The organism is Pseudomonas sp. NFPP24 (assembly GCF_900112095.1).
Taxonomy (GTDB): Bacteria; Pseudomonadota; Gammaproteobacteria; order Pseudomonadales; family Pseudomonadaceae; genus Aquipseudomonas; species Aquipseudomonas extremorientalis.
Genome location: NZ_FOKD01000001.1, coordinates 476,872 through 489,817, shown reverse-complemented (window position 1 = coordinate 489,817; position 12,946 = coordinate 476,872). Strand labels below are relative to the sequence as shown.

Sequence of the window (12,946 nt, the reverse complement as noted above, 5' to 3'; positions counted from 1 at the left end):
CCACCCAATACTTGGCTGATCCACCGCTATCGGGGGCAAGCCCCCTCCCACGCAAGCCCACACTTTAACACCAGGACAGTCGTTAGATGGCGACGTCAGCCTTGATGCTTGGGTCGGCGTCGTAGCCCACGATCTCGAAGTCTTCGAACTTATAGTCGTAGATCGACGCAGGTTTGCGCTTGATCACCAGTTCCGGCAGCTTCTTCGGCGTGCGCGCCAGCTGGGTGCGGATCTGGTCCATGTGGTTGCTGTAGGCGTGGGTGTCGCCGGTGGTGACGATGATCTCATGGGGGATCAGGTCGCACTGCTGGGCCAGCATATGGGTGAGCAAGGCCAGCGCGGCGGTGTTGTACGGCAGGCCGAGGAAGACGTCGGAGCTGCGGATATACAGCTGCATCGACAGGTGACCGTCATGCACGAACGCCTGGTACAGCAGGTGGCACGGTGGCAGGGCTTGTTTGCCGTTGCGGGCGTTTTCCTGGGGGCTCTTGGTTTCGTCCGGCAGGTACTCGACGTTCCAGCCGTGGAACAGGATGCGGCGGCTGTTGGGGTTGGTCTTGAGGGTGTGGACCATGTAGTCGATCTGGTTGATCGTGCCGCCGTCCTTGGTTGGCCAGGCGGTCCACTGTTCGCCGTACACCGGGCCCAGATCGCCGTCTTCGGTGGCCCATTCGTCCCAGATGCGCACGCCGTTTTCGTTCAGCCACTTGATGTTGGTGTTGCCGCTCAACATCCAGATCAGTTCATTGGCAATGCTTTTGAAGTGAAGCTTCTTGGTGGTCAGCAGCGGGAAGCCGTCGGCCAGGTTATGCCGATACTGACGGGCAAACACGGCTTTGGTGCCGGTACCGGTGCGATCGCCCTTGGTCAATCCATTGGTCACGACGTCGTTCAGTAGCTCGAGATATTGCTTCATGTTGGTACCCGTATCGTTGAAGCCCAGGCCAGATAAAGACCTGGGCATTCGAATTTAAAGCGCGGTGTTCTTCAGAGGTTGCGGGCGGTTGTACGCCCACCACAGCAGGCCCAGGCCACCGATGATCATCGGCAGGCTGAGGATCTGGCCCATGGTCACCCAACCGAACGCCAGGTAGCCCAGTTGCGCATCCGGCACACGCACGAACTCGACGATAAAGCGGAAGATCCCATAGAACAGCGCGAACATGCCGGAAACCGCCATGGTCGGGCGCGGTTTGCGCGAAAAGATGTACAGGATAAGGAACAGCGCCACGCCTTCCAACGCAAACTGGTAGAGCTGCGACGGGTGGCGCGGCAGTTGCGCCGGATCGCTGAACGGCGGGAACACCATGGCCCACGGCACGTCGGTCGGCTTGCCCCACAACTCGGCGTTGATGAAGTTGCCGATACGCCCGGCGCCCAGGCCGATCGGCACCATCGGCGCGACGAAGTCCATCAGTTGGAAGAACGACTTGCCGTTGCGGCGACCGAACCACCAGGCAGCGATCATCACACCGATAAAGCCGCCGTGGAACGCCATGCCGCCTTTCCATACTTCGAAGATCAATGTCGGGTTGGCGATGTACGCGGACAGATCATAGAACAGCACGTAGCCGAGTCGCCCGCCGACAATCACCCCCATCGACAGCCAGAAGACCATGTCGGAGAGTTTCTCCTTGGTCCAGGTCGGGTCGAACCGGTTCAGGCGTCGGGAGGCCAGAAACCAGGCACCGCCGATGCCGATCAGGTACATCAACCCGTACCAGTGGATTTTCAGCGGACCGATGGCCAGGGCCACCGGGTCGATCTGCGGGTAAGGCAGCATTGCGACTCCTCGTTAAATCATTCGTTAGGCGTGCGGACCATGCCGGGCCGCGATTAAGCCTGCATTACTCAAGTTTTTTCAAAGCAAAAAGTTCAAACCGACACAGAACAGCAACCCGGCGAACAACCGCTTGAGCAACCGCGGCGACAAGCGATGCGCCAGGCGTGCGCCGAAACGGGCGAACACCATGCTGGTCAGGGCAATGCCCAACAGCGCTGGCAAATACACGAACCCTAGACTATGAGCGGGCAACAGCGGGTCATGCCAGCCCAGAATCATGAAACTTAATGCACTGGTCACCGCAATCGGCAAGCCACAGGCCGATGAAGTGGCCACCGCCTGCTGCATCGGCACGCTGCGCCAGGTCAGGAACGGCACGGTCAGCGAACCGCCGCCAATTCCGAAAATCGCCGAGGCCCAGCCGATAAACGTCCCCGCCACGGTCAGGCCAACCTTGCCCGGCACCGTACGGCTGGCCTTGGGCTTGACCTCCAGGGCCAGCTGCACGGCCACCAGCAAGGCAAACACGCCAATGATCTTTTGCAGGTGCGGGCCGGAAATCGCCTCGGCAGTCAGCGCGCCAAAGCCGGCGCCAATCAGGATGCCCACGGTCATCCACACAAAGATCGGCCAACGCACCGCGCCCCGCCGGTGGTGTTCACGCACGGCATTCACCGAGGTAAAGATGATCGTCGCCAGGGAAGTACCCACCGCCAGGTGGGTCAGCACCTGCGGGTCAAACCCCTGCAAGGTGAAGCTGAACACCAGCACCGGCACGATGATGATCCCGCCGCCCACGCCGAACAGCCCGGCGAGCACGCCCGCACAGGCGCCGAGCAGCAAATACAGCAGAAATTCCATGGGAGCCCCCGAACCAAGTCCGGCATGTTAACGGATGGAAGGCATGCGACCCAACTGGATACGATGGAACGCCTCTGCTTGAGTGGGTAGAGTGGTTGAAAACACAAAAGGGATCGCCTGATGTGCCTGATTGTTTTTGCCTGGCGGCCGGGCCACGCCCAGCCGCTGATCGTCGCGGCCAACCGCGATGAGTTCTACGCCCGCCCCAGCCTGCCGCTGGCCCAGTGGCCGGATGCGCCACAGGTGTACGCCGGCCGTGACCAGGAAGCCGGTGGCACTTGGCTGGGCGTGAACGCCGACGGGCGCTTCGCTGCCCTGACCAATATCCGTGATCCTCATCAACCGCCGGCCCGTAAGTCACGGGGGGAATTAGTGGCGCGGTTTCTCAACGGTTCGCTGCCGATTGACGAATATTTAGCCGATGTTAACGGCCGTTCGATTGAATATGCCGGATTCAATCTGCTGGTGGGCACGCGGGATGAGCTGTGGCATTACAACGCCAACCATACCGAGCCCACGCGCCTGAAGGCCGGGGTGTATGGGCTATCCAACGCGGGGCTGGATACGCCGTGGCCCAAGTTGCTCAAGGCCAGGGCGGCGTTGAGCGCGCTGTTGGATGATCCGCAGCCGGAGGCACTGTTGGGGATTTTGAGTGATCCGCAGACAGCGCCGTTTGCCGATCTGCCAGATACAGGGGTGGGGTTGGCGACGGAAAGTTTATTGTCGAGCGTGTTTATCGCCAGCCCAAGTTATGGGACCAGGGCGAGTACGGCGTTGATCGTGAATGCGGATGGGTCGCGGCGGATGGTGGAGCGCAGTTTTGGGCCGCATGGTGGGCGGCTTGGCGAGGTTGAACTCAATATCTAGCCACACCACAAAACCAAATGTGGGAGGGGGCTTGCCCCCGATAGCGGTGTGTCAGCAACACATTTGCTGCTGACACTCCCTCATCGGGGGCAAGCCCCCTCCCACATTTTGATTTGTGTCAGGCCTTACAAGGTTTTGGCCGAGGCCGGGTTGATCATCCGCGTCAGTCCCAGGTTTTTCAAGGCTAACTGCAACGAGCTGTGGATAACCTGCGGGTTGTCGATAGTCATCAACTTCGCCAGCAGCTCCTTGGCCATGCTCAGCTCCACCTGGCGCAGCATCCACTTCACCTTAGGCAAGTTGGTGGCGTTCATCGACAGGCTGTCAAAGCCCATCGCCATCAACAGCACCGCCGCCGCCGGGTCACCAGCCATTTCGCCGCAGATGCTCACCGGCTTGCCTTCGGCATGGGCGTCGCGCACCACATGTTGCAGGGCTTGCAGCACCGCCGGGTGCAGGTAGTCGTAGAGGTCGGCCACCCGTGGGTTGTTACGGTCCACAGCCAGCAGGTATTGAGTCAGGTCGTTGGACCCCACTGACAGGAAGTCCACCTGCCGCGCCAGTTCCTTGGCCTGGTACACCGCCGCCGGGATCTCGATCATCACGCCAATCGGCGGCATCGGTACGTCGGCGCCTTCATCGCGTACTTCGCCCCAGGCGCGGTGGATCAGGTGCAGCGCCTCTTCCAGCTCATGGGTGCCGGAGATCATCGGCAGCAGGATGCGCAGGTTGTTCAGGCCTTCGCTGGCCTTGAGCATGGCGCGGGTCTGAACCAGGAAGATTTCCGGGTGGTCGAGGGTGACGCGAATGCCGCGCCAGCCGAGGAACGGGTTGTCCTCTTTGATCGGGAAATACGACAGTGACTTGTCGCCGCCGATGTCCAGGCTGCGCATGGTCACCGGCAACGGGTGGAAGGCCTGCAGTTGCTCGCGATAAATCGCCAGCTGCTCCTTCTCGCTCGGGAAACGCTGGTTGATCATGAACGGCACTTCTGTGCGGTACAGCCCCACCCCTTCGGCGCCACGCTGTTGCGCACGGGCCACGTCGGCGAGCAGGCCGGTATTCACCAGCAGCGGCACACGGTGACCATCGGTGGTCACGCATGGCAACTCGCGCAATGAATCGAGGCCCAGCGCCAGTTGCTTCTCTTCCTCGACCACTTCGGCGTATTGCTTGCGCAGCACTTCGCTGGGGTTGGTGAAGACTTCGCCGCGATGGCCATCGACAATCATGTCGATACCATCCACCTTGGAATACGGCAGGTCTACCAGGCCCATCACCGTCGGGATGCCCATGGCCCGGGCCAGGATCGCGACGTGGGAGTTACCCGAGCCGAGTACCGACACCAGGCCGACCAGTTTGCCTTCCGGCACTTCGCCAAGCATCGTCGCGGTCAGCTCTTCGCTGATCAGGATGGTGTTGTCGGGGTAGACCAGGTTGGTGGTGCGATCTTCCTGCAGGTACGCCAGCAGACGGCGACCGAGGTCGCGCACATCCGAGGCCCGTTCGCGCAGGTAGGCGTCGTCCATCAGTTCGAAACGGTTGACGTGATCGGTGACCACCTGGCGCAGCGCACCCTGGGCCCACTGGCCGGTCTTGATCACGGTCTTGACTTCATTACCCAGCGACGCGTCGTCGAGCATCATCTGGTACACGTCGAACAGCGCGCGCTCTTCGGGGCGCAGTTGGGTGGCCAGCTTGGTCGACAGGTTGCGCATGTCGGCGCGCACGCCTTCCAGGGCGGTCTTGAACAGTTTGATTTCAGCGTCGATGTCGGTGACGGTCTTGTCCGGCACCACGTCCAGATCCGCCGGCGGTAGCATGACCACCGCCGTACCGACCGCAGCGCCTGGCGAACCGGGTACACCAACGAACTTGGCTTCCTGGATACCCTTGCCTTCGCGCCCCAGGCCGCGAATCGAGCCAGTGGCCTCGGCGTGGGCGATAACCCCGGCGAGCTGCGCGCTCATGGTCACGAGGAAGGCTTCTTCACCTTCGTCGAACTGACGGCGCTCTTTCTGCTGGATGACCAACACGCCGACGACGCGGCGGTGGTGAATGATCGGTGCCCCAAGGAACGAGGCGTAACGCTCTTCACCGGTTTCGGCAAAGTAGCGATAGCGCGGGTGATCGGCCGCGTTTTCAAGGTTCAGGGGTTCTTCACGCGTCCCCACCAGGCCCACCAGACCTTCATTGGGCGCCATGCTGACCTTGCCGATGGAGCGCTTGTTCAAGCCCTCCGTGGCCATCAGCACAAAACGGTTGGTCTCGGGGTCCAGCAGGTAAACCGAGCAGACCTGGCTGCCCATGGCTTCCTTGACGCGCAACACAATAATCCCCAACGCCGCCTTGAGATCCTTGGCGGAGTTAACTTCCTGGACGATCTTGCGCAGCGTATTGAGCATGGCTCGGGGTCGAACTCCGTCGTCAGTCGCGCGCTAAAAGGCGCGGGGCAAGCTCTTTGAGCGCGCGACGATAAACCTCGCGCTTGAATGTCACCACCTGGCCCAACGGATACCAATAGCTGACCCAGCGCCAGCCATCGAACTCCGGTTTACCGGTCAAATCCATCCGCACCCGCTGCTCATTGGAGATCAGGCGCAGGAGAAACCATTTCTGCTTCTGGCCGATACACAGCGGTTGGCTGTGGGTACGCACCAGGCGTTGCGGCAAACGATAGCGCAACCAGCCACGGGTACAGGCCAGAATCTGCACATCTTCGCGCTCAAGGCCGACTTCTTCGTTCAACTCGCGGTACAAGGCGTCTTCAGGGGTCTCGTCGGGGTTGATTCCACCTTGAGGAAACTGCCAGGCATCTTGGTTGATTCGGCGAGCCCATAGCACCTGTCCGGCATCATTCGTAAGAATAATCCCGACATTAGGACGGAAACCATCGGGGTCGATCACGGCAACAACCTCGCAAACGCATGTCGCCGCATTGTTCCACAAAGGTTGATGAAGCGGCAACGAGGCTTCGTACCTTATGTGCACTCTTGTGAAAAGACCGTATTCTGGACGCCTTTTTACAGACTTTTCAGCGAGTAACTGCAATGCGCCTGGCTTTATTCGACTTGGACAACACCCTTCTCGGCGGTGACAGCGATCACGCCTGGGGCGATTACCTCTGTGAACGCGGGATTCTCGACCCGGTGGCCTACAAGGCCCGCAACGACGAGTTCTACCAGGATTACCTGGCCGGCAAGCTGGACAACGCCGCCTACCTGAACTTCTGCCTGGAGATCCTCGGCCGCACCGAGATCACCCAGTTGAACGAGTGGCACAACGACTATATGCGCGACTGCATCGAGCCGATCATGCTGCCGCTGGCCATTGAGCTGCTGGCCAAACACCGCGCCGCCGGTGACAAGTTGGTCATCATCACCGCCACCAACCGTTTCGTCACCGCGCCGATTGCCGCACGCCTGGGCGTTGAAACCTTGATCGCCACCGAGTGCGAGATGGAAAACGGCCGCTACACCGGGCGCAGCACCGATGTGCCGTGCTTCCGTGAAGGAAAGGTGACGCGCTTGAACCGCTGGCTGGAAGAAACCGGGTACAGCCTGCAAGACAGCTATTTTTATAGCGACTCGATGAACGACTTGCCGCTGCTGGAGAAAGTGACTCACCCGGTAGCGGTGGATCCGGATCCGAACCTGCGGGCCGAGGCCGAGAAGCGCGGCTGGCCGGTGATCACGCTGCGCAGCTGATGAAGCTATCGGGGGCAAGCCCCCTCCCACACTTGATCGGGTTCACACGGTCAAAATGTGGGAGGGGGCTTGCCCCCGATGCAGACGACGCGGTCCAAAGCCTTAAACCGGCTTGGCGCCCATCAGACCGGCAATCGCCACAAACCCCGCCAGACTGACCACCGCCAGCACCAGCGTGAAGTTCAGGCTACCACCCTCGCCTTTGCGCAGGCGATTGAGCCGCGCCACCAGCCAGAACCAGGCCAGCGCCGCCACGGTATAGAGGATGCTGGAACCCAGGATCCAGGTCTGGCCCAGCGGCCAGCCAACCAGGTGCACCAGCCACCAGCCGGTAAACGGCATGCTGACCACGCACGCGCCCATCAGCAACCAGACGAACGCCCACGGGCGCTGCACGGTCACCGCCGGGCCGGCGCTGCGTTTGCGCCAGGCCAGCAGCGCCAGGCCAAGGCCACTGAGCAGCAACACCACGGTGGCTGCCATGTGGATAACTTTCAGGGTGGTCAGGGTTTCCATGTGTCGTTTTCCTTGAAGGCCGCCCCTTCAGCGTAGTCGCTCAACCGAGGAACAGTTTGTAGGCCGGGTTATCGCTTTCATCCCAGTACGGGTAGCCGATGGCTTCCAAGGCGGCCGGTACCAGGTGACGTTCATCCGCCGGCACTTGCAGGCCGGCGACTACACGGCCGTCTGCTGCGCCGTGGTTGCGATAGTGGAACATCGAGATGTTCCAGCGCCCGCCCAATTTGTTAAGAAAGTTGAACAACGCCCCCGGACGCTCCGGAAACTCGAAGCGCAACACCACTTCATCGCTGACCTTGGCCGCGTGCCCGCCCACCATGTGACGAATGTGCAACTTGGCCAGTTCGTTCTCGGTCAGGTCCAGCACCGGGAACCCCTGGCGGGTCAGACTGGCGATCAGGGCACTGCGCGGATCGTTTTCCGGATGGGTCTGTACGCCGACAAAGATGTGCGCCTCGCTGCCGGAGTGGTAGCGGTAGTTGAATTCGGTGATCTGGCGTTTACCCACGGCCTCGCAGAACGCCTTGAAGCTGCCGGGCTTCTCGGGGATGGTCACGGCGATGATGGCTTCGCGGCCTTCACCCAGCTCGGCGCGTTCGGCCACGTGGCGCAGGCGGTCGAAGTTGACGTTGGCGCCGGAGTCGATGGCGACCAGGGTCTGTCCGGTGACACCACGGGTCTCGACGTACTTCTTGATCCCGGCCACGCCCAAAGCCCCTGCCGGCTCGGTGATGGAACGGGTATCGTCGTAGATGTCCTTGATCGCCGCACAGATCTCGTCGGTGTTCACGGTGATCACTTCATCCACATAGTCCTTGCAGATGTCGAAGGTGTGCTGGCCGATCTGCGCCACCGCCACGCCATCGGCAAAGATGCCCACGGTCGGCAGCACAACGCGCTCGCCAGCAGCCATGGCGGCTTGCAGGCAGTTGGAGTCGTCCGGCTCGACGCCGATGATCTTGATCTCGGGGCGCAGGTATTTCACGTACGCCGCAATACCGGCGATCAGCCCGCCGCCGCCCACCGGTACGAAAATCGCGTCCAGCGGCCCTGGATGCTGGCGCAGGATCTCCATCGCCACGGTGCCCTGCCCGGCAATGGTGTGCGGATCATCGTAGGGGTGGATATACACGTAGCCTTTTTCGTCGACCAGTTTGAGCGAGTAGGCCAGGGCTTCCGGGAACGAATCGCCATGCAGCACCACTTTGCCGCCACGGGAGCGCACGCCTTCGACCTTGATTTCAGGCGTGGTCTTGGGCATCACGATGGTGGCCTTGACCCCCAGCACCTTCGCCGCCAGGGCCAGGCCCTGGGCATGGTTGCCGGCCGACGCGGTGACCACGCCGCGCGCTCGTTCTTCGGCGCTCAGTTGAGTCAGCTTGTTATAGGCGCCGCGAATCTTGAACGAGAACACCGGCTGCAAGTCTTCACGCTTGAGCCAGACCTGGTTGCCCAGCCGCTCGGAGAGCTGACGGGCGGTCTGCAACGGTGTTTCTACGGCAACGTCGTAAACGCGCGAGGTGAGGATCTTTTTGACGTACTGTTCAAGCATCGGCGGATATCACTGGGCGGGTTGGGCAGGGCCAAGGAGTCTAACCCAGCGTTTGGGCGGGCGACCACACGAATCCAGAGGTTTTGTTGGGTTATACTCGCGCCCCTCGATAACTCCCCGCCCGTTCCGGAGCCCGCATGACCCAGGATCAACTCAAACAGGCAGTGGCCCAGGCCGCCGTCGATTTAATCCTTCCTAAACTCGACGACAAGAGCATCGTCGGTGTCGGCACCGGCTCCACCGCCAACTGCTTTATCGATGCACTGGCCCAGCACAAGGGCGCATTCGATGGCGCCGTGGCCAGCTCCGAAGCCACCGCCGCACGCCTCAAGGGCCACGGCATTCCGGTGTACGAGCTCAACACCGTGAGCGACCTGGAGTTCTACATCGACGGAGCCGATGAAAGCGACGAACACCTGAACCTGATCAAGGGCGGCGGCGCAGCCCTGACCCGCGAGAAGATCGTCGCGGCCGTGGCCAAGACCTTCATCTGCATCGCCGACGCCAGCAAGCTGGTGCCGGTGCTCGGTGCCTTCCCGTTACCAGTGGAAGTGATCCCGATGGCCCGCAGCCACGTGGCCCGCGAGCTGGTGAAGCTGGGCGGCGACCCGGTGTACCGTGAAGGTGTGCTGACCGACAACGGCAACATTATCCTCGATGTGTTCAACATGCAGATCACCAATCCGGTGGAGCTTGAAACGCAGATCAACGCGATTGTCGGCGTGGTCACCAACGGCCTGTTCGCGGCGCGTCCGGCCGATGTGCTGCTGCTGGGCACCGCCGAAGGCGTCAAAACCCTCAAGGCTTCTTGAAGACGTAGAACAGGTTCGGCTCGCTGACGAGGTACAGCGCGCCCTCGTCATCCATGGCGATGCCTTCGGCCTGCGGCACTCGCTTCGTCAGGCCATGACGTCCGTTGAGCAGTGACAGACTGCTCAACGGGCGACCGTCGATATCCAGTTCCAGCACCAGAAACGACTCATCCGACAGCGCCAGCAGATGGCCGCTGCGCTCATCGTATTGCAGGCTCGACAGGTCACGCACAAACAACCCGGCGTCGCGCTTGGGGTTATTGATCACGTGTACCGAGTAGGTTTTTTCCGGTTTGAAATGCGGGAAGCCATGCACCTCATAGATCAGCATCGGGTCGCGCTCCTTGGCCACGAACAGGCGCTTGCCCACCGAGTCGTAGGCCAGGCCTTCAAAGCCCTTGTTGCCACCGACGTGCAGGCCCAGGGTCATCTGCTCCGCGTCAGCGGCGTCGAGGAATTGGGTGTCATCGTCCACATGCACCTTGATCAGCCGCTGCTGGCGCTCATCGCTGATGACATAGATGTTGTCGCTGATGAACTCCACGGCTTCGGCATCGCCGAACCCGATCAAGGGGATGCGCCGCAAGATCTTGCCTTCCAGGGACAACTCGATCAGCTCGGCGTTTTTATTGGTGACGGTGAACAGGCTTTTGCGCACCGGGTCGTAGGTCAGGGCCGAGACATCGTCGTCGAGCCCCTCAATGGCCTGGGCCTCCAGCGTGACGCGGTAGTCCGCCAGCCCGATGGAGCGTTCGTCCGCTGGCTGGCGCCATACCTGCCAATTGAACCAGGCACGTTCGAACAGGCGAAAATGCTGCGCAACGGCCCCGGCGCTGACCAGGGCGATCAGCGCAAGCATGATGAACAGGGGTTTGGGGCGGGCTAGTCGTTGCATCGGGCGGGCTCAAATTCAAAAGTGGCGAATGAATATCACGCCCATCTGAATTTAAACTTAAACACGCCCGGATGTCTGGCAGATGCCGCTCACAGAGACATATCTGACGTAATCGGTGCGCTATTTCTGCTTTTCGAACCGATAGAACAGGTTTGGCTCACTGACGATGTACAGCGTGCCCTCCTCGTCCATGGTCACCCCTTCGGCACGGGGAATGGTGCGCTTGAGGCCGTTGAAACCGCCGAGCAGGGTCATGAAGCTGACTTGCTGGCCCTTCTCGTCCAGCTCCAGCAACAGATGGGAGTCGGCCGACAGCACCAGCAAATGCCCGGTACGCGGGTCGACGGACAGGGCCGAGAGGTTGCGCATGTCCAGTTCTTTGCTCGCCAGCGTTTGTTTATCGCCCGCCAGGGTCGGGCCGCCGTCGCTTTTCCAGGTAAACAGCGCGGGCGGGCGCTCTTCGCCAAGGATCAACTGCTGGTTACGCTTGTCCCAGGTGATGGCTTCGAAGGCCTTGTTCTGGTCCTTGGACGGGCCTAGGTCATAGCTGGTGAAGTCGGCCTTGTTCAGTTGGGTGGTGCTCGCATCGACCTTGACGATGGTCAGGGTGTGCTGGCGCTCGTCGACCACCGCCAACAGGCCATTCTCCATCACGGTCACGCCTTCCGGGTTGTCCCAGCCGTTGAGCGGCATCTTGCGCAATACATCGCCTTGCAGGCTCAACTCGGCCAGGAACGGGTTTTTGCCCATCACGGAAAACAGGGTTTTGGTCTGTGGGTTGTAGGCAACGTCTGACGCTTCGTCCTTCTCCATCCCGGGTAAGAGCTTGCCATCGATGACCGCATGGTAGTCCGGCAGCCATACGCTCTGCTGGCGTTCAGCCGGCGTCTCAAAGCGCTCCAGCACCCACAACACACCGCGATCATCCCAGTGCAGGGCCCAGGCCACGCCATACAGGATCACCCCTGTCAGCAACAGCCAGGAATACCAGCGCATGGCAAAACGGGAACGCGGCTTGGGTGAAGCGGAGGGCAGGGACACGGCCATTGGGCGCTTTTTCCGGAAAGTCAGCGTTAGGTGATAGCACAGGAACAACGGGCCTGCGCGAACGAGGCTGAGGATTATCCGGATGGCGTGTGAAAAAAATGCAAAAGCCTGGGATGTGGGAGGGGGCTTGCCCCCGATTGCTGAGTGTCAGGCAACAGATGTTTGACTGATAAACCGCCATCGGGGGCAAGCCCCCTCCCACAATTTTGACCACGTTTTGTCAGTGCTTAACGAACAACGCTTTCAAAACGATGCTGGCCCGCCAGTTCCAGCACCAACTCATCCCCCACATTCAGCGGGCCTACACCGGCCGGGGTGCCGGTGAGGATCACGTCGCCCGCCTGCAGCGAGAAGCAGCCGGCCATGTGCTGGATCATCGGGATGATCGGGTTGAGCATCTGCGCGCTGTTGCCGTCCTGGCGCACCTCGCCATTGATGGTCAGGCGGATGCCGATGTCGGTCACGTCCGCAAAGGTACTGCCCACCACGAACGGCGCAATCACCGCCGCACCGTCGAAGGACTTGGCGATTTCCCACGGCAGGCCCTTGGCTTTCAACTCGGCCTGCTTGTCGCGCAGGGTCAGGTCCAGGGCCGGGGCGAAGCCGGAGATGGCATCCAGCACTTCTTCACGGCTGGGCTTGTTCGACAATGGCTTGCCGATCAACACCGCGATCTCCGCTTCGTAATGCACCGAACCGCGCTCGGTGGGGATAGTGAAACTGTCGCCCAACGGCACCACACAGCTGCCCGGCTTGATGAACAGCAACGGTTCGGTCGGTACCGGGTTGTCCAGTTCCTTGGCATGTTCGGCGTAGTTACGCCCGATACACACCACTTTCCCCACCGGAAAGTGGATGTTGGTGCCGTCGACATACTTGTGCTGGTAGCTCATGGAACGACTC

General features: G+C 61.1%; 13 protein-coding genes. 3 read left to right on the top strand and 10 right to left on the bottom strand.

The genetic code is table 11. The features are described 5' to 3' along the window. Nucleotides 1-82: 82 nt before the first annotated feature. From BM026_RS02250 to BM026_RS02240, 3 genes are all read right to left on the bottom strand, one after another. Entirely contained in the window at nt 83-916 is an 834-nt protein-coding gene (locus tag BM026_RS02250; RefSeq protein WP_092241868.1) for a thymidylate synthase, read from the bottom strand. 54 nt (nt 917-970) lie between these two features. Further along, nucleotides 971-1,783 carry a prolipoprotein diacylglyceryl transferase gene (lgt, locus tag BM026_RS02245; protein ID WP_071490408.1) on the bottom strand — a complete coding sequence of 271 codons (813 nt, stop codon included), beginning with the start codon at nt 1,781-1,783 and terminating at the stop codon, nt 971-973. A 78-nt stretch (nt 1,784-1,861) separates the two neighbouring features. Beyond that, the gene (locus tag BM026_RS02240; protein ID WP_093527216.1) at nt 1,862-2,644 is read right to left on the bottom strand and encodes a sulfite exporter TauE/SafE family protein; all 783 of its coding nucleotides are present in this window, start codon (nt 2,642-2,644) and stop codon (nt 1,862-1,864) included. Between the two features lie 120 nt (nt 2,645-2,764). Here BM026_RS02240 and BM026_RS02235 point away from each other — a divergent pair, with 120 nt between their 5' ends. Continuing rightward, entirely contained in the window at nt 2,765-3,511 is a 747-nt protein-coding gene (locus tag BM026_RS02235; protein WP_092241863.1) for an NRDE family protein, read from the top strand. Nucleotides 3,512-3,636: 125 nt separating this feature from the next. Here the strand turns inward: BM026_RS02235 and ptsP are convergent, their stop codons facing one another. After that, nucleotides 3,637-5,916 (bottom strand): phosphoenolpyruvate--protein phosphotransferase, encoded by a 2,280-nt coding sequence (gene ptsP, locus BM026_RS02230; protein ID WP_092241860.1) that lies wholly within the window; start codon nt 5,914-5,916, stop codon nt 3,637-3,639. Nucleotides 5,917-5,938: 22 nt separating this feature from the next. Continuing rightward, entirely contained in the window at nt 5,939-6,418 is a 480-nt protein-coding gene (locus tag BM026_RS02225) for an RNA pyrophosphohydrolase (protein ID WP_003176750.1), read from the bottom strand. A gap of 143 nt (nt 6,419-6,561) precedes the next feature. Between BM026_RS02225 and BM026_RS02220 the strand changes: the two genes are divergently transcribed. Continuing rightward, nucleotides 6,562-7,218 carry a histidinol-phosphatase gene (locus BM026_RS02220; RefSeq protein WP_093527214.1) on the top strand — a complete coding sequence of 219 codons (657 nt, stop codon included), beginning with the start codon at nt 6,562-6,564 and terminating at the stop codon, nt 7,216-7,218. A 102-nt stretch (nt 7,219-7,320) separates the two neighbouring features. Here the strand turns inward: BM026_RS02220 and BM026_RS02215 are convergent, their stop codons facing one another. Next, nucleotides 7,321-7,734, bottom strand: coding sequence for a DUF2269 family protein (locus BM026_RS02215; protein ID WP_092241854.1), 414 nt, complete (start codon nt 7,732-7,734; stop codon nt 7,321-7,323). A gap of 40 nt (nt 7,735-7,774) precedes the next feature. After that, on the bottom strand, nt 7,775-9,289 hold the full coding sequence (gene ilvA / locus BM026_RS02210; protein WP_092241852.1) for a threonine ammonia-lyase, biosynthetic: 1,515 nt from the start codon (nt 9,287-9,289) through the stop codon (nt 7,775-7,777). Between the two features lie 137 nt (nt 9,290-9,426). Between ilvA and rpiA the strand changes: the two genes are divergently transcribed. Continuing rightward, on the top strand, nt 9,427-10,101 hold the full coding sequence (rpiA, locus tag BM026_RS02205; protein WP_016979019.1) for a ribose-5-phosphate isomerase RpiA: 675 nt from the start codon (nt 9,427-9,429) through the stop codon (nt 10,099-10,101). On the opposite strand, the gene BM026_RS02200 is transcribed toward rpiA, so the two are convergent. The 3 genes from BM026_RS02200 to BM026_RS02190 form a co-directional block, all read right to left on the bottom strand. Beyond that, a complete protein-coding gene (locus BM026_RS02200) occupies nt 10,088-10,996 on the bottom strand; it encodes an SdiA-regulated domain-containing protein (RefSeq protein WP_092241850.1) in 909 nt (302 codons plus the stop codon). The two genes, rpiA and BM026_RS02200, sit on opposite strands and share 14 nt — an antisense overlap. Nucleotides 10,997-11,116: 120 nt before the next feature. Continuing rightward, nucleotides 11,117-12,043 (bottom strand): SdiA-regulated domain-containing protein, encoded by a 927-nt coding sequence (locus BM026_RS02195; protein WP_092241847.1) that lies wholly within the window; start codon nt 12,041-12,043, stop codon nt 11,117-11,119. 227 nt (nt 12,044-12,270) lie between these two features. Beyond that, entirely contained in the window at nt 12,271-12,936 is a 666-nt protein-coding gene (locus BM026_RS02190) for a fumarylacetoacetate hydrolase family protein (protein WP_071490417.1), read from the bottom strand. Nucleotides 12,937-12,946: the final 10 nt, after the last annotated feature.